Origin of the sequence: Streptomyces paradoxus (genome assembly GCF_014202475.1) — a bacterium.
In the GTDB taxonomy this organism is placed as follows: domain Bacteria; phylum Actinomycetota; class Actinomycetes; order Streptomycetales; family Streptomycetaceae; genus Streptomyces; species Streptomyces paradoxus.
Genome location: NZ_JACHGV010000003.1, coordinates 533,153 through 548,006 on the forward strand (window position 1 = coordinate 533,153; position 14,854 = coordinate 548,006).

Genomic DNA, 14,854 nt, shown 5'->3' on the forward strand with positions numbered 1-14,854 from the left:
TGTACGGGCATGCGTACGAGACCACCCCCGGCCGGGTGAACGGGGAATTCACCCGGTTCTTCTGCAAGGGGGAAACTTGCGCAGACAAGTGAAAAGGGCGTGCGCGGCCACGGTCGCCACTGCGGCGGCCGTGGCCCTGGCGGCGGGTATGACCAGCCCGGCGTCGGCCAACGGCGAGCAGGCGACAGCGGCCGCCAAGCCGGCGTCCCTGACCGCCAAGCACCGCGTCACACTGATCACCGGTGACCGCGTCGTCCTGGACGCCAAGGGCCGTGTCATCGGCCTGGAGCACGCCAAGGGCCGTGAGAACGTACCCGTCCAGGTCCGCAAGGTCGACGGCCACACCCTCGTCATCCCGGCCGACGCGGCCCGCCTGGTCGCCACCGGCAAGCTCGACCAGCGGCTCTTCGACGTCACCGAGCTCAACAAGTCCACGACCCGGAAGGCCCAGAAGAAGGGCCTGAAGGTCATCGTCGGCTACCAGGGCAGTGCCGCGGCCACCAAGGCCGACGTCCGCGAGGCCGGCACCCTGCGCCACACGCTGAAGTCCGTGAACGCGGACGCGGTGCAGACGCCGCAGAAGGACACCCCCGAACTCTGGGACGCGGTCACCAACGGCGAGAAGACCGCCTCCGGTATCGCGCACGTCTGGCTCGACGGCGTCCGCAAGGCCAGCCTCGACAAGTCCGTCCCGCAGATCGGCACCCCCAAGGCGTGGGCGGCCGGCTACGACGGCAAGGGCACGAAGATCGCCGTCCTGGACACCGGTGTGGACGCCACCCACGACGACCTCAAGGGTCAGGTGGCAGGCGCCAAGAACTTCACCACCTCGCCCGACGCCACCGACAAGGTCGGCCACGGCACGCACGTCGCCTCCATCGCGGCCGGCACCGGCAAGAAGTCCGGCGGCAAGTACAAGGGTGTCGCACCCGGCGCGAAGATCCTCAACGGCAAGGTCCTCGACGACGGCGGATTCGGCAGTGACTCCGAGATCCTCGCCGGCATGGAGTGGGCCGTCGCCGAGGGCGCCGACGTCATCAACATGAGCCTGGGCGGCGGCGACACGCCCGCGATCGACCCGCTGGAAGCGGCGGTGAACAAGCTGTCCGACGAGAAGGGCGTCCTGTTCGCCATCGCGGCCGGCAACGAGGGCGACTTCGGCGAGCAGACCATCGGCTCCCCGGGCAGCGCCGCCGCGGCCCTGACCGTCGGCGCGGTCGACGACAAGGACAAGCTCGCCGACTTCTCCAGCCGCGGCCCCGGCATGGACGGCGCCCTCAAGCCCGACGTGACCGCGCCCGGCGTGGACATCACCGCGGCCTCCGCCCCGGGCAACCAGATAGCCCAGGAGGTCGGCGAGAAGCCGGCCGGCTACATGACGATCTCCGGTACGTCGATGGCGACCCCGCACGTGGCGGGCGCGGCGGCGATCCTCAAGCAGCAGCACCCGGAGTGGAAGTACGCCGAGCTGAAGGGTGCCCTCACCGGCTCCACCAAGGGCGGCAAGTACACCCCGTTCCAGCAGGGCTCGGGCCGGATCCAGGTCGACAAGGCCATCAAGCAGACCGTGATCGCCGAGCCGGCCTCGGTGAGCTTCGGTGTGCAGCAGTGGCCGCACACCGACGACAAGCCGGTCACCAAGGAGCTGACGTACCGCAACCTCGGTACGAAGGACGTCACGCTGAAGCTGGCGTCGACGGCCACCAACCCGAAGGGCCAGGCCGCCCCGGCCGGCTTCTTCAAGCTCGGCGCCACCTCGGTGACGGTCCCGGCCGGCGGCAAGGCCTCCGTGCCGTTCACCGTCAACACCAAGCTGGGCGGCACGGTCGACGGCGCGTACTCGGCGTACGTGACGGCGACGGGCGACGGCCAGACGGTCCGCACGGCGGCGGCGGTGCAGCGCGAGGTCGAGTCGTACGACGTGACGCTGAAGTTCCTCGACCGCGACGGCAAGGCGGCGAAGAACTACAGCGCCGACCTGACCGGCATCGCGGGCCTGGGCAAGGGCAAGGGGGCCATGCCGTACGACGCGGACGGCACGGTCACCGCGCGTGTGCCCAAGGGCACCTACGTCCTGAACACGAACATCTTCGTGGGCGACGACCCGGAGAAGTTCGAGGGCGTCGACTGGCTGGCCCAGCCCAAGCTGAACGTCACCAAGAACACGACGGTCACGCTGGACGCCCGCAAGGCCAAGCCGGTGGACATCACCGTCCCGGCCACGGGCGTCAAGTCGGAGTTCGCCTCGGCCCACTACACGGTGGAGGCCGGTGACGGCAGCTACGGCTTCGGCTGGTGGCTGGACACCTTCGCCGACATCCGCACCGCCCACGTCGGCTCGCAGATCACCGACGGTTCGGTGACCCAGCAGTGGGACGGCCACTGGTCCAAGGGCGGCAAGGAGGAGTACAACGTCATCGCCGGCGGCCCGGTCAAGCAGCTCGCCACCGGTTTCACCAAGCACTACAAGGCGGGCGAGCTCGCCACGGTGAAGGCGGGGCTCGGCGCCTCGGCGAGCGGCAAGAAGGGCTCCGTCAACGCGGTGGGCTGGATGCCGTGGAGCTCCAGCGCCTCCTCGATCGGCATCCTGCAGACCCTGCCCGGCACCCGCACCCTGCACCTGTCCGCGCAGGGCGGTGTGAAGTGGCAGCTCGAGTTCGCCCAGTCCGGCGGTGTGGACGCGGACGGGTTCCCGGTCGACGAGGCCGCCTACGCGATGGGCACGCACAAGTTCGCGGCCGGCAAGAGCTACTCGAAGACCGTCAACACGGCAGTCTTCGGACCGCGCCTGACGACCGACTTCGGTGTCTTCCGTGAGGGCAACGAGATCTACGGTTCCCTGCCGCTGTTCGCCGACGGCAAGGGCAACGTGGGCTACTCGAAGTTCTCCGCGGTCGACACGACCCTGTACCGCAACGGCGCCAAGGTCGGCAGCAACGACGACCCGCTGTTCGGCGACAAGCAGTTCAAGGTCCCGGCCGGTGACGCGGCGTACAAGCTGACGACGTCGGTCAAGCGCAGCGTCAAGGTCGCGGCGGCCTCCACCCGGGTCGACGCCAGCTGGACGTTCCGCTCGAAGAAGACCAGCGACATCACCAAGCTGCCCGTCTCCACGGCCCGCTTCCACGCGGCCACCGGTCTGGACAGCAAGGCCCCGGCCGACAGGACCGTCAAGATCCCGGTCACCGTCGAGGGCGCGGCCAAGGGCAGCAACCTGAAGTCGCTGTCGGTGTACGCCTCGTACGACTACGGCAAGACCTGGAAGAAGCTCACCGTCAAGGACGGCAAGGTGAGCGTCAAGAACCCGGCGAAGGGGAAGGGCATCTCCTTCCACGCCAAGATCGCCGACAAGAAGGGCAACAAGTCGACGATCTCGATCTACAACGCGTACTACGGCAAGTAAGCGGTAGCACAAGCGCGTTGACGACCCGCCGGGAGCCCTGCTCCCGGCGGGTCTGCCGTATGGTCCTCGCATGACCGCCGCAGTGACCGCCATGATCACCGCCGTCGTGGGCGTCCTCGGAACGCTCTTCGCGCCGGTACTCGGCCAGCGGCTCTCCGCGCGGCAGCGGGACGAGGAGACCCGGGCCGACGAGCGGCGACGGCGCTTCGAGGAGCGCAGAGACGCGTACACGGCGATGAACAGGGCCTCGCGCCAGTTCCACACCCTCCTGAAGGACGCCCTGCACCGCATCCGCGACGGGGTCTACGGCGACGCCGAGCGCGTTCAGCTCGAAGAGACCCGGCGCGACTACCGGGACCGGTACGCCGAGGCCCAGATGATCGTGCCGGAGCGCATCCTGGAGGCCTCACGGTCCGTGAACGAGGTCCTCGCCGGCATCGACGCGGTGGTCAAGCGGCTCGACCGCGGGGTGGCCGGGGACGGCGAGAGCGCCGAGGGCGCTCTCCTCGACCTGAAGGAGGCCGAACCGCGGCTGTCCGCGATGCGCCGGCTGATGCGGGAGGACCTCGGCGTCGTCGACTGAGGCGAAGGTGACCTCCGAGGGGGACCCTCCTACTCCGAGGGTGACCCTCTTACTCCGAGGGTGCCGACGCCCTGGTGCCCGAGCGGGTCGCGTCCGCCCCCCAGCTCGCCAGCAGGCGCAGCGCCTCCGCCGACGGGGTGCCCGGCTCCGCGTGGTACGTCATCAGGGACTGCTCGCCGTCGTCGACCAGGCGGAACGTCTCGAACGACAGGGTCAGGTCGCCCACCAGGGGGTGGCGCAGGCGCTTGACGCCGTAGCTCTTCTCCTTGACGTCGTGGGCGGCCCAGAGGCGGCGGAACTCCTCGCTCTTCACCGACAGCTCACCGACCAGCGCCGACAGCTGCGGATCGTCCGGGTGGCAGCCCGCGTCCATGCGCAGATAGCCGACGATGTCGGCCGCCTTCTGGTCCCACTCGACGAACAGCTCGCGGTACTCGGGCCGCAGGAACACCATCCGCGCCCAGTTCCGCTCCTGGGCCGGCTGCTCCGCCCAGTCGCCGAAGAGAGCCGCGGCCATCCGGTTCCACGCCAGGATGTCCGAGCGCCGCCCGACGATGTACGCCGGGACGTTGTCGATCGAGTCCAGCAGGTGCCGCAGCGCCGGCCGCACCTGCCGGCTGCGCGCCACCGGCTTCTTCTTGTGCTGCTTCGGCTTCGCCAGATGCGTCAGATGCGCGTGCTCGGCATCGTTCAGCCGCAGGGCGCGCGCGATCGCGTCCAGCACCTCCGCCGAGACGTTGCGCCCGTTGCCCTGCTCCAGCCGCGTGTAATACGCCACGGACACCCCGGCCAGCTGCGCCAGCTCCTCGCGGCGCAGCCCGGGTACCCGGCGCCGCCCGAAGTCGGGCAGCCCCACGTCCTCGGGCTTCAGCCGGGCCCGCCGGGTGCGCAGGAACTCACAGAGCTCGGCGCGCCGGTCCAGGCCTCCTCCGGCCGTCTGTGCGGGTTCGGGCTGTTCGTCCATGCGGTCCAGTATTCACGGTCGTACGCACGCGAGCCTGACCCCACCAGTGGTACGCACCGTGTGCGTACGCAAAAGCGTGGTCTGGGTGAGCTTCCGAGGATCGTGCACGCTGGTGATCGTGCCCGGTCAGAAGATCCAGAAGGCAGCCGGGCACACAACCCCCGCTAGGAGAACCCCCGGCATGACCACTGTTGCTGCGTACGCCGCTCCCGCCCCCAAGGCTCCGCTGGAGCGCACCACCATCGAGCGCCGCGAGGTCCGCGAGTTCGACGTCCTGATCGACATCAAGTTCGCTGGCATCTGCCACTCGGACATCCACCAGGCCCAGGAGGGCTGGGGCGAGGCGATCTTCCCGATGGTCCCCGGCCACGAGATAGCCGGTGTCGTCACCGAGGTAGGCCCGGGCGTCACGAAGTTCGCCGTCGGCGACCGCGTGGGCGTCGGATGCATGGTCGACTCCTGCCGCGAGTGCGAGAACTGCAAGGCCGGCCGCGAGCAGTACTGCGTCAAGGGCAACGTCCCCACGTACAACGGCATCGGCAAGGACGGCGAGCCCACCTACGGCGGCTACTCGCAGAACGTCGTCGTCGACGAGAACTTTGTCGTCCGCATCCCCGACGGTCTCGCCCTCGACGTCGCGGCCCCGCTGCTGTGCGCCGGCATCACCCTGTACTCCCCGCTCAGGCGCTTCGGTGCCGGCCCCGGCAAGAAGGTCGCGATCGTCGGCCTGGGCGGCCTCGGCCACATGGGCGTCAAGATCGCCAACGCCCTCGGTGCCGAGGTGACCGTGCTGTCGCAGTCCCTGCGCAAGCAGGAGGACGGCCTGCGCCTGGGTGCGGCCCACTACTACGCCACCAGCGACCCGAAGACCTTCGAGGAGCTGGCCGGCACGTTCGACCTGATCGTGTCCACGGTGTCCGCCCCGCTGGACTTCAACGCCTACCTGTCGCTGCTGAAGACCGAGGGCACGCTGGCGAACGTCGGCGCCCCCGAGGAGCCCGTCTCCCTCAACCTCTTCTCGGTGATCGGCGGCGGCAAGACCCTCGCCGGTTCCATGATCGGCGGCATCGCGGAGACCCAGGAGATGCTGGACTTCTGCGCCGAGCACGGCCTCGGCGCCGAGATCGAGCTGATCCGCGGTGACCAGATCAACGAGGCGTACGAGCGGGTCCAGGCCAGCGACGTGCGCTACCGGTTCGTGATCGACACGGCGACGATCTGACCCCCGGCCTGCTGGAAAGCACCCCCTGAGGGCCCCCGCACGCGTGCCGGGGCCCTCAGGGCATTCCTGATGCACGACGGGGCGCACGCGGGGTACACGTCAGGGAGTGCGCTGGGTACACGTGGGGGGAGTGCACCAGGGGGTCCGCCAGGTACGTCAGGGGAGGCCAGCCATGACCGTGCAGCTGAACCACACCATCGTCGCCGCCCACGACAAGCGCGCCTCGGCCCGGTTCCTCGCCGACCTCCTGGGGCTCGACGTGAGTCCGCCCTACGGCCCGTTCCTCCCGGTCGAGATCTCCAACGGCGTGACCCTCGACTTCATGGACAGCCCCGGCGCCATCACGCCGCAGCACTACGCCTTCCTCGTCTCGGAGGACGAGTTCGACGAGATCTTCGGCCGCATCCGGGAAGCCGGCCTGACGTACTGGGCGGACCCGTTCCACAGCCGTCCCGGCGAGATCAACCACAACGACGGCGGCCGCGGGGCCTACTTCGACGACCCCGACGGCCACCGTCTGGAGATCATCACCAGGCCCTACGGCAGCGGCGGCTGAGCGACCCGCACCCCCACGCGTCACATCGTCGTGCCGTCGCACGTCATACCGGCGAAGGCGACATCACACGGCGAAAGAGCTGGGGAGCAGTCATGACATCACCGATCCTGGTCACCGGCGGCACGGGCACCCTGGGCGGCCACGTCGTCCCGCTGCTGCGCGCCTCCGGCCACGACGTGCGCATCCTCACCCGGCACGCCCGCCCCGCCACGGACGGCATCGCGTACGTCACCGGCGACCTGCTGAAGGGCGAGGGCGTCGAGGCCGCCGTCGACGGAGTGGGGACCGTGCTGCACCTGGCGGGCGGCCCCAAGGGCGACGACAAGGCGACCCGCACCCTGGTGCGCGCCGCGTCCCGGGCCGGTGTGCGGCACCTGCTCTACATCTCCGTCATCGGCGCCGACCGGGTCCCACTGGCCTGGATGCGGACGAAGCTGGAGTCGGAGCGGGCCGTCGCCGGCTCGGGCATCCCCTGGACGACCCTGCGCGCGGCCCAGTTCCACGACCTGGCGTTCACCATGGTCGAGAAGATGGCGAAGCTGCCGGTCTTCCCGGTCCCCGGCGGCCTCCGGCTCCAGCCGGTGGACTCGCGCGAGGTCGCCGCCCGCCTCGCGGAACTGGCCCTCGGCGCCCCGTCCGGCCTGGTCCCGGATCTGACCGGGCCGGACGTCCACGACCTCGCCGCCCTCGCCCGCCCCTACCTCGGCCTGCGCGGCAGCCGCCGCCCGATGCTGCCGGTGCGCATCCCCGGCAAGGCGGGGCGGGCGTACCGGGCGGGCGCGAACCTGACGCTGGACGGAGCCGAGACGGGGAAGCGGACGTGGGAGGAGTTCCTCGGGGAGAGGCTGGGCTAAAGGGTGTTGCAGAACAGCAGCTGCAGCCCGGTCGCCGTCCCGTCCTCCTCGGCCCGCGCCGTGCCCGCTCCGCCCTGGACCGCCCCCGCGAGGGCCAGAGCGATGACCATGATCAGCTGTAACGCTCGTCTCATAACCATGCGAGGGCGCGTAGGGCGGGAGGAAACGCTTCCGCTGTGAATTGGGCCCTTCGCGGGGTCAGGCCTTGGTCAGCGGGGAGGCTGGTGGCGAAGCCGGTGGTGACGCCGGTCGGGGCTCCTGCCCGCCCATGTCGAGCCGGAACGGCGGGTACTGGTCCGTCAGCAGCGCGGCGTAGGCCGCCACCCGCGCCGTCCAGCGGGCCAGGCCGATCAGGAAGTCGAAGAGGTGCCGCGGGTAGCGGGCGGTGAACAGCAGGACGACCACGGCCACCAGGGAGAGGTACGGCATCAGCCCGCCGCCCCGCCAGCCCTCCCCGTCGCCCCAGCCCCAGCCGCCACCGGCGATGATCCCGACGGCGATGTACTGCGGGATCGCCAGCAGCCACCACTTCACCAGCACCAGTCCGCGCGACAGCCGCTCGGGGTAGGCGACGTCGAAGCGCGCCGGGTAGTCGGGCACGTCGGCGAGGGTGAACGGCGGGTACCGGTCGGTGCCGAGCGCGGTGTGCGCGTAGTAGCCGACCCGCCAGTTCCAGCGCAGCACGCCGACGCTGAAGTCGAAGAGGGCACGGGGGTAGCGCGCGGTGAACAGGACGGCGAAGAAGGCGATCACGGTCACGACGGCGAACGCGATCCACAGGAAGAACAGCACGATGTAGTGCGGGATGGCGAGCAGCCACTTCACCAGCCACAGCCATCGGGACAACCGGGGATCGACGGACGCTTCCAGACGTACGGGTGACGCGGCGGCAGGAACCATAAGGCGGCACTCCTCTCGCCTGCAGACTCGCAAGCGAGGAGCGGCCCCGCGACCTGGGCGGGGCCGTTCGCGCGCCCGGCTTCCGGCCGCCGTCTCCGCTACCGGTTCCGGCCAATGTCTCCGGCTGCCGGCTGCTCAGGACGGGACGACCGCGCCGGCGTCCGGCTCGCCGGTGCTCGCGTCGTCCGCCGGATCGACGAGTTGCTCCCGTATGTAGTTCCAGACCACCGCGATCAGCGCCGCGATCGGAACGGCGAGCAGGCTGCCGACGATGCCGGCCAGGCTGCCGCCCAGGGTCACCGCCAGCAGCACGACGGCCGCGTGCAGGCCCAGGCCGCGGCTCTGGATCATGGGCTGGAAGACGTTGCCCTCCAGCTGCTGCACCACGACGATGATCGCCAGCACGATCAGCGCGTCCGTCAGTCCGTTGGAGACCAGCGCGATGAGCACCGCGACGAACCCGGCGAACAGGGCGCCGATGATCGGCACGAACGCGGAGACGAAGGTCAGCACAGCCAGCGGAAGCACCAGCGGAACGCCCAGGACCCACAGGCCCAGGCCGATCAGCACGGCGTCGAGCAGGCCTACGGCCGCCTGGGACCGCACGAAGGAGCCCAGGGTGGCCCAGCCGCGCGTGAACACGGCCGGGACGTCGGTGGCGAGCCGGCCGGGCAGCTGACGGGACAGCCACGGCAGGAACCGCGGGCCGTCCTTGAGGAAGAAGAACATCAGGAACAGCGCGAGGACGGCGGTGACGACACCGTTGACCACGGTGCTCACGCCCGTGACGACAGCGCCCACCATGCTGCCGACGCCCTCCTGGGCGCGCGAGACCGCACTGTCGAAGGCCTGGTTGATCTGTGCGTCCCCGATGTTCAGCGGCGGCCCGGCGGCCCACTCGCGCAGCCGCTGGATACCCTCCACGACACCGTCGGTCAGCTCTCCCGACTGGGACGCCACCGGCACGGCGATCAGTGCGACCACACCGGATGCGACCAGCAGGAACAGCACGGTCACGACCGAGGCGGCCAGCGCCGGCGGCCACCCCCGACGGCGCAGGAACCGGGCCACGGGCCAGGTCAGCGTGGTCAGCAACAGCCCGACCACGAGCGGCCACACCACCGACCACATCCGGCCCAGCAGCCACAGGGTCACGGCCAGCCCGGCCAACACCAGCAGGAACTCACCGGACACCCGCGCGGATATCCGCAGCGCGGCACGGGATCTGTCGGAACTCAGAGGCGCAGTCACGCAGGCACCTTATTGGCTGCGCGCGCGCCCGCAGCAGCCCCGTCCCTCGAAAGGCGGGCCGTCAGCGCATGGTGTACCTGCTGAAGATGTGCACCGCCGCCTCGATCCGGGCCCGCGTACGGTCGTCCGGCTCCCCGGTGAGCCGGACGAAGACGACGGACGAGCCCGGGTCGGCCGCGACCAGCAGGGTCATGGGGGTACGGCCCGACAGCGGGTAGTCGTACCAGCCGCCGGGCTCTTCCACGTCGGTGCCGGGGAGGGCGTTCTCGACGGCCTGCCAGTCCGAGTCGTCGAAGTCGTAGCCGCAGAACTCCGCGACCGACTCGCAGAACGGCCGCAGACTCTCCTCGAAGATCCAGCCCCCGCCGAGGCTCGCGGCGGAGCCCGAAGGGTCACCCACCGGCCTTGGCCACGCCGATCGGGCAGGACACCCCCGTGCCGCCGATGCCGCAGTAGCCCGCGGGGTTCTTGTCCAGGTACTGCTGGTGGTAGTCCTCCGCCGGATAGAAGGGGCGGCCTTCGGTCGGGACGATCTCCGTGGTGATGTCGCCGTAGCCGGAGGACGTGAGGACCTTCTGGTACGCCTCGCGGGAGGACTTGGCGGTGGCCGCCTGCTCGGGGGTGTGGGTGTAGATCGCCGAGCGGTACTGCGTGCCCACGTCGTTGCCCTGGCGGAAGCCCTGCGTGGGGTCGTGCGACTCCCAGAACGTCTTGAGGAGACGCTCGTACGAGATCAGTGCCGGGTCGAAGACCACGCGCACGACCTCCGTGTGGCCGGTCAGCCCCGAGCAGACCTCCTCGTACGTGGGGTGCTCGGTGTGACCGCCCTGGTAGCCGACGAGCGTCGTCCACACACCGGCCGGGAGCTGCCAGAACTTGCGCTCCGCGCCCCAGAAGCAGCCCAGGCCGAGGTCGGCGGTCTCCAGGCCCTCGGGGTAGGGGCCGAGCAGCGGGTTGCCGAGGACGGTGTGGCGGTCGGGGACCGTGAACACCGGCTCCGGGCGGCCGGGCAGCGCCTGCTCGGGAGTCGGCAGGAGGGGCGTGCGGTTGTCCAGGAACATGCGGTCTCCAATCGGGGCGACGCCCTCTGCAACGTGCCGGGACCTCCCGGAATTCCGGTGGGGACCCGGCCCGGGCGGGCGTCAGTGCGGCAGGCTCGCCGGGCTGCCGCCGTTCGCCTCGTAGCCCGCCACCGCCAGCGCCCGGTACACCGCGAACTCCGCCGCCGGGTCGGCGGACAGCGTCCAGGGCAGGGCGCCCACATGGCCGTCGATGTGGATCAGCTGGTTCATGGCCTCGGACCAGCGCTCGCTGCGGACCAGGAAGAACACCAGCATGTGCCGCACGTGCGCCAGCATCGGGTCGTCCGGGCGGGCCGAGTGCACCGCGTGCAGCGCGCCGTGTACCGCCTTCGTGACGACCTCGCTCTGCCAGAAGCTCGCGACGAGGGTCACCTCGGGGAGGTGCTCGAACACCGCGAAGAGGGGCATCGCCGAGAGGAGGGAGCCCTGGGGCGCCCGGGCCGCCGCGGCCTCGGCGAACGAGTAGGCCTCCGCACGGGAGCCGTGCCACTTCTCGCACCAGTAGTGCAGCGCGGCCAGGTGCGCTCCCATGTGGGCCGGGGCGCGGTCCAGGATCTTCAGCCAGACCTGCTCGAAGTCCTTCTGGGAGTAGCCGAGACCGCGGGCCACGGACAGCTCGACGATGTAGGGGATCGGGTCGCCGGGGGCGAGCAGCGCCGCCTCGCCGCACGCCGTCCTCGCCTCCTCCATGATGATCCGGAACTCGTCCGTCCCGGGTGTGGCCGTACGCCAGGCCTGCTGCACCAGGAACTCGGCGTGCACCGCCGCGCCGCCCGCGTCCTTGGGTGCCTCGGACCGCCACACGCGCAGCCACTGCCCGCCCGGCGTCTCGCTCACCCCGCCGGGCCGCCGCGAGAGCTCCAGCGAGGCGGCGCCCGCGAAGGCCTGCACGCGCTGCCAGCGCCGCTCGCCCTCCGTTTCCGTGCCCGCCAGGAGCTGCTGCGCGGCGCGGTAGTCCTGCGTGCGCTGCACCACGTCCAGGACGTCCAGCAGGTCCTGGTCGGGGCCGGGCATGCGGATGTCGAGCTCCTCCTCCAGGACGAAGCCGTAGTTCGCCGGGTCGGCCGCGTCCGGGTGGTCGGGCGAGACCAGTCCTATCGCCGCGCCGCGCCTGCGCCGCAGGAAGGGGAGCAGCACGAAGCCCAGCATGACCAGCGCGATCAGGACCCAGAGAATCTCCATGCAACAAGCGAACCAGACCGCGCCGACAATTGGCCAACCTGCTCCCCGAACCTGTGGAAAACCCCCGCGTCACGCGGACCCCCGGCACTCTTCGCCCCGGCGCACTACCCTCGGTGTTCATGAGCGACAGGCACATCAGTCAGCACTTCGAGACGCTCGCGATCCACGCGGGCAACACCGCCGACCCCCTGACGGGCGCGGTCGTCCCGCCGATCTACCAGGTCTCGACCTACAAGCAGGACGGCGTCGGCGGCCTGCGCGGCGGCTACGAGTACAGCCGCAGCGCCAATCCCACCAGGACCGCGCTGGAGGAGAACCTCGCCGCCCTGGAGGGCGGCCGCCGCGGTCTCGCGTTCGCGTCCGGGCTGGCGGCCGAGGACTGCCTGCTGCGTACGCTGCTCAGCCCGGGCGACCACGTGGTCATCCCGAACGACGCGTACGGCGGCACGTTCCGTCTGTTCGCCAAGGTCGTCGCCCGCTGGGGCGTGGAGTGGTCGGTCGCCGACACGAGCGACCCGGCCGCCGTGCGGGCCGCCGTCACCCCGAAGACCAAGGTCGTCTGGGTGGAGACCCCCTCCAACCCGCTCCTGGGCATCACCGACATCGCCGCCGTCGCCCAGGTCGCCCGGGACGCGGGCGCCCGCCTCGTCGTCGACAACACCTTCGCCACGCCCTACCTCCAACAGCCGCTGGCGCTGGGCGCGGACATCGTCGTGCACTCGCTGACCAAGTACATGGGCGGTCACTCCGACGTCGTGGGCGGCGCCCTGATCACCGCCGACGCCGGCCTCGGCGAGGAACTGGCCTTCCACCAGAACGCGATGGGCGCGGTCGCCGGGCCCTTCGACTCCTGGCTGGTGCTGCGCGGCACCAAGACCCTGTCCGTGCGCATGGACCGGCACAGCGAGAACGCGGCCAGGATCGCCGACATGCTCACCCGGCACGCGCGCGTGAGCAGCGTGCTGTACCCGGGGCTGCCGGAGCACCCGGGTCACGAGGTTGCCGCCAAGCAGATGAAGTCGTTCGGCGGCATGGTCTCCTTCCGGGTCGAGGGCGGTGAGGAGGCGGCCGTCGAGGTCTGCAACCGCGCCAGGATCTTCACGCTGGGCGAGTCCCTGGGCGGCGTCGAGTCGCTGATCGAGCACCCCGGCCGCATGACGCACGCGTCCGTGGCCGGTTCGGCCCTGGAGGTCCCCGGCGACCTGGTGCGCCTGTCCGTGGGCATCGAGAACGTCGAGGACCTGCTGGAGGACCTGCAGCAGGCGCTCGGCTAGAGGGGCCCCCTCACGGGGTCACCAGCCGCTGAGGGGTGGAGTCGTCTCGGACGGCGGCTCCACCCACGGGCGGGCCGTCAGCGCCCACACGGTGAACGCCAGGCTCGCCGCGAGCAGCAGCAGCCACAGGACGCGGCGGGCGAGCGTCCGGCGCCGCAGCATGCGGCCGCCGCGGCGCACCGCCTCCGTGTGGATCTCGGGCGGCACGGGGCGCGGCGCCTGCTCCAGGAGCCGTCGTACGGCCGCCTCGCGGTTGTTCCCGCTCATGCCGCCCTCCGTTCGCGGGCCGGGCTCATGACGGCACCGCCTTCGTGGCCGTCACCGCGGGCGCCGGGCCCCGTGGCCGGTGCAGCAGGGCCGACGTGGCCCGGTGGCAGATCGCCCGTACGCGCTCCGGGGACAGCCCGAGCAGGGCGGCCGTCTGCTCCTCGGCGACGCCCTCGTAGAGCCGGAGGACCAGGACCAGCCGTTCCTGCGGGGTCAGCGGGGCCAGGGGGCTCGCGGGATCCGGGCGGGAGCGGCCGAGCCCGCCGTGGTGCCACGCCCCGCGAGCGAAGCGGACGGCGAGGTGCGAGCGGGTGCGGTCGTAGGGGTCCTCGCCGCGCAGCCGGTCCCAGCTCGCGTAGGTGTGGGCCAGTGACCGCGTCAGCAGGCGCCGCGCGCGGGGGTTGTCGTCCGGGGCCTCCGCGGTGAGCAGCGTGGCGGCGTGCAGCAGCCGCCCGGCGGCGCCCGCGACGAACGCCTCGAACTCCCGGGCGCGTCGGGTTGCCCGGGACGCATGCCGCTCCAGCACCGCGCCTCCCGCCTGACGGCGACCCTGAGGATGCGGGCACCCGGCCGCGCGCGGCGGGGCCCGGTCTCATATCAGGCCAGGGAGGGCCCCGAGGTCAAGAGCCGCGCACGGCTCGGACGGTGCCGTGCACGCGTGGGTCTTCGCCGTCGTACGCGCTGCCCCCGCGCGGCGGGGCGTTCAGGACGCCGGTTCCGCCTCCGGCCCCGGCACCCCCTGCGCCGCCATCCGGGAGGACAGGGCGCTGTTGAAGCGCGTGAGGAGGTCGCAGAACGCCTCGCGCTCGCCGGGCTCCCAGTCGTGGGTTAGCTCGGCCATCAACTGCCGTCGGGAGGAGCGCACTTCCTCCAGGCGGGCCTGGCCGCGCGGGGACAGCTGCAGCACCACCGCGCGCCCGTCCTCGGGGTGCGAGGTGCGCTTGACCAGGCCGGTGTCGACGAGCGGTGCCACCTGCCGGGTGACCGTCGACGAGTCGATCCCCATGCTCGCGGCGAGCGCCTTGACGCCCATCGGGCCTTCCTTGTCGAGGCGGTTGAGCAGCAGGTACGCGGCGCGGTCCATGGAGTTGCGCACCTGACCGACCCCGCCGAGCCGGGTCTGTTCGGCACGGCGGGCGAACAGCGCCACCTCGTGCTGCAGCGTGTCGAGAAGACCGGTGTCACCGACGGTCGTCATGTCCATCGACATTTCAGGTGTTGTGGGCATGGCCGGGGGCTCACTTCGTGGAGGGCTGGCAGATTGGGGGACAGGGTACGCGGCCGGAAGGCGGGCCGTACCGGCGCTGCGCAAAGCG

The 14,854-nt window shown here is 71.2% G+C and carries 16 protein-coding genes; 6 read left to right on the forward strand and 10 right to left on the reverse strand.

Going from position 1 to position 14,854, the window contains the following annotated elements:
• Positions 1-148 precede the first annotated feature (148 nt).
• Entirely contained in the window at positions 149-3,403 is a 3,255-nt protein-coding gene (locus tag HNR57_RS12175; RefSeq protein WP_221342478.1) for a S8 family serine peptidase, read from the forward strand.
• A 70-nt stretch (positions 3,404-3,473) separates the two neighbouring features.
• On the forward strand, positions 3,474-3,986 hold the full coding sequence (locus tag HNR57_RS12180; RefSeq protein ID WP_184559670.1) for a hypothetical protein: 513 nt from the start codon (positions 3,474-3,476) through the stop codon (positions 3,984-3,986).
• A gap of 49 nt (positions 3,987-4,035) precedes the next feature.
• Here the strand turns inward: HNR57_RS12180 and HNR57_RS12185 are convergent, their stop codons facing one another.
• Positions 4,036-4,950: a helix-turn-helix domain-containing protein gene (locus HNR57_RS12185; protein WP_184559672.1), complete on the reverse strand. Its 915-nt coding sequence runs from the start codon at positions 4,948-4,950 to the stop codon at positions 4,036-4,038.
• Between the two features lie 181 nt (positions 4,951-5,131).
• Here HNR57_RS12185 and HNR57_RS12190 point away from each other — a divergent pair, with 181 nt between their 5' ends.
• The 3 genes from HNR57_RS12190 (at position 5,132) to HNR57_RS12200 (ending at position 7,582) form a co-directional block, all read left to right on the forward strand.
• On the forward strand, positions 5,132-6,172 hold the full coding sequence (locus HNR57_RS12190; RefSeq protein WP_184559674.1) for an NAD(P)-dependent alcohol dehydrogenase: 1,041 nt from the start codon (positions 5,132-5,134) through the stop codon (positions 6,170-6,172).
• Positions 6,173-6,344: 172 nt separating this feature from the next.
• Complete coding sequence (locus tag HNR57_RS12195; RefSeq protein WP_184559676.1) at positions 6,345-6,728, forward strand: VOC family protein; 384 nt, start codon at positions 6,345-6,347, stop codon at positions 6,726-6,728.
• Positions 6,729-6,820: 92 nt separating this feature from the next.
• Positions 6,821-7,582 carry an SDR family oxidoreductase gene (locus tag HNR57_RS12200; protein WP_184559678.1) on the forward strand — a complete coding sequence of 254 codons (762 nt, stop codon included), beginning with the start codon at positions 6,821-6,823 and terminating at the stop codon, positions 7,580-7,582.
• Here HNR57_RS12200 and HNR57_RS12205 read toward each other — a convergent pair.
• The 6 genes from HNR57_RS12205 to HNR57_RS12230 all read right to left on the reverse strand — a co-directional run bounded on the left by HNR57_RS12205 (position 7,579) and on the right by HNR57_RS12230 (position 11,997).
• The gene (locus HNR57_RS12205) at positions 7,579-7,722 is read right to left on the reverse strand and encodes a hypothetical protein (RefSeq protein ID WP_184559680.1); all 144 of its coding nucleotides are present in this window, start codon (positions 7,720-7,722) and stop codon (positions 7,579-7,581) included. The genes HNR57_RS12200 and HNR57_RS12205 overlap by 4 nt on opposite strands.
• 58 nt (positions 7,723-7,780) lie before the next feature.
• Positions 7,781-8,482, reverse strand: a complete 702-nt coding sequence (locus HNR57_RS12210; protein WP_184559682.1) for a DUF4389 domain-containing protein — start codon at positions 8,480-8,482, stop codon at positions 7,781-7,783.
• Positions 8,483-8,617: 135 nt separating this feature from the next.
• Positions 8,618-9,733, reverse strand: a complete 1,116-nt coding sequence (locus HNR57_RS12215; RefSeq protein WP_184559684.1) for an AI-2E family transporter — start codon at positions 9,731-9,733, stop codon at positions 8,618-8,620.
• Between the two features lie 61 nt (positions 9,734-9,794).
• Positions 9,795-10,133: a hypothetical protein gene (locus HNR57_RS12220; protein WP_184559687.1), complete on the reverse strand. Its 339-nt coding sequence runs from the start codon at positions 10,131-10,133 to the stop codon at positions 9,795-9,797.
• Positions 10,126-10,794: a peptide-methionine (S)-S-oxide reductase MsrA gene (gene msrA, locus HNR57_RS12225; RefSeq protein WP_184559689.1), complete on the reverse strand. Its 669-nt coding sequence runs from the start codon at positions 10,792-10,794 to the stop codon at positions 10,126-10,128. The genes HNR57_RS12220 and msrA overlap by 8 nt, the downstream gene beginning before the upstream one ends.
• Before the next feature lie 81 nt (positions 10,795-10,875).
• Positions 10,876-11,997 carry a hypothetical protein gene (locus tag HNR57_RS12230; RefSeq protein ID WP_184559691.1) on the reverse strand — a complete coding sequence of 374 codons (1,122 nt, stop codon included), beginning with the start codon at positions 11,995-11,997 and terminating at the stop codon, positions 10,876-10,878.
• 119 nt (positions 11,998-12,116) lie between these two features.
• On the opposite strand from HNR57_RS12230, the gene HNR57_RS12235 reads away from it, so the two are divergent.
• Positions 12,117-13,271, forward strand: coding sequence for a cystathionine gamma-synthase (locus tag HNR57_RS12235; RefSeq protein WP_184559693.1), 1,155 nt, complete (start codon positions 12,117-12,119; stop codon positions 13,269-13,271).
• Positions 13,272-13,289: 18 nt separating this feature from the next.
• Here the strand turns inward: HNR57_RS12235 and HNR57_RS12240 are convergent, their stop codons facing one another.
• The 3 genes from HNR57_RS12240 to HNR57_RS12250 all read right to left on the reverse strand — a co-directional run bounded on the left by HNR57_RS12240 (position 13,290) and on the right by HNR57_RS12250 (position 14,748).
• The gene (locus HNR57_RS12240) at positions 13,290-13,538 is read right to left on the reverse strand and encodes a hypothetical protein (RefSeq protein ID WP_184559696.1); all 249 of its coding nucleotides are present in this window, start codon (positions 13,536-13,538) and stop codon (positions 13,290-13,292) included.
• A gap of 25 nt (positions 13,539-13,563) precedes the next feature.
• Positions 13,564-14,064 (reverse strand): sigma factor-like helix-turn-helix DNA-binding protein, encoded by a 501-nt coding sequence (locus tag HNR57_RS12245; protein WP_184559698.1) that lies wholly within the window; start codon positions 14,062-14,064, stop codon positions 13,564-13,566.
• Positions 14,065-14,241: 177 nt separating this feature from the next.
• Positions 14,242-14,748 carry a MarR family winged helix-turn-helix transcriptional regulator gene (locus HNR57_RS12250; protein ID WP_184560391.1) on the reverse strand — a complete coding sequence of 169 codons (507 nt, stop codon included), beginning with the start codon at positions 14,746-14,748 and terminating at the stop codon, positions 14,242-14,244.
• Positions 14,749-14,854 lie beyond the last annotated feature (106 nt).

Coding starts and splice junctions, on each gene's coding strand:
- HNR57_RS12175 (WP_221342478.1), top strand. CDS start 149: ATGACCAGCCCGGCGTCGGCCAACGGCGAGCAGGCGACAGCGGCCGCC.
- HNR57_RS12180 (WP_184559670.1), top strand. CDS start 3,474: ATGACCGCCGCAGTGACCGCCATGATCACCGCCGTCGTGGGCGTCCTC.
- HNR57_RS12185 (WP_184559672.1), bottom strand. CDS start 4,950: ATGGACGAACAGCCCGAACCCGCACAGACGGCCGGAGGAGGCCTGGAC.
- HNR57_RS12190 (WP_184559674.1), top strand. CDS start 5,132: ATGACCACTGTTGCTGCGTACGCCGCTCCCGCCCCCAAGGCTCCGCTG.
- HNR57_RS12195 (WP_184559676.1), top strand. CDS start 6,345: ATGACCGTGCAGCTGAACCACACCATCGTCGCCGCCCACGACAAGCGC.
- HNR57_RS12200 (WP_184559678.1), top strand. CDS start 6,821: ATGACATCACCGATCCTGGTCACCGGCGGCACGGGCACCCTGGGCGGC.
- HNR57_RS12205 (WP_184559680.1), bottom strand. CDS start 7,722: ATGGTTATGAGACGAGCGTTACAGCTGATCATGGTCATCGCTCTGGCC.
- HNR57_RS12210 (WP_184559682.1), bottom strand. CDS start 8,482: ATGGTTCCTGCCGCCGCGTCACCCGTACGTCTGGAAGCGTCCGTCGAT.
- msrA (WP_184559689.1), bottom strand. CDS start 10,794: ATGTTCCTGGACAACCGCACGCCCCTCCTGCCGACTCCCGAGCAGGCG.
- HNR57_RS12230 (WP_184559691.1), bottom strand. CDS start 11,997: ATGGAGATTCTCTGGGTCCTGATCGCGCTGGTCATGCTGGGCTTCGTG.
- HNR57_RS12235 (WP_184559693.1), top strand. CDS start 12,117: ATGAGCGACAGGCACATCAGTCAGCACTTCGAGACGCTCGCGATCCAC.
- HNR57_RS12240 (WP_184559696.1), bottom strand. CDS start 13,538: ATGAGCGGGAACAACCGCGAGGCGGCCGTACGACGGCTCCTGGAGCAG.
- HNR57_RS12250 (WP_184560391.1), bottom strand. CDS start 14,748: ATGTCGATGGACATGACGACCGTCGGTGACACCGGTCTTCTCGACACG.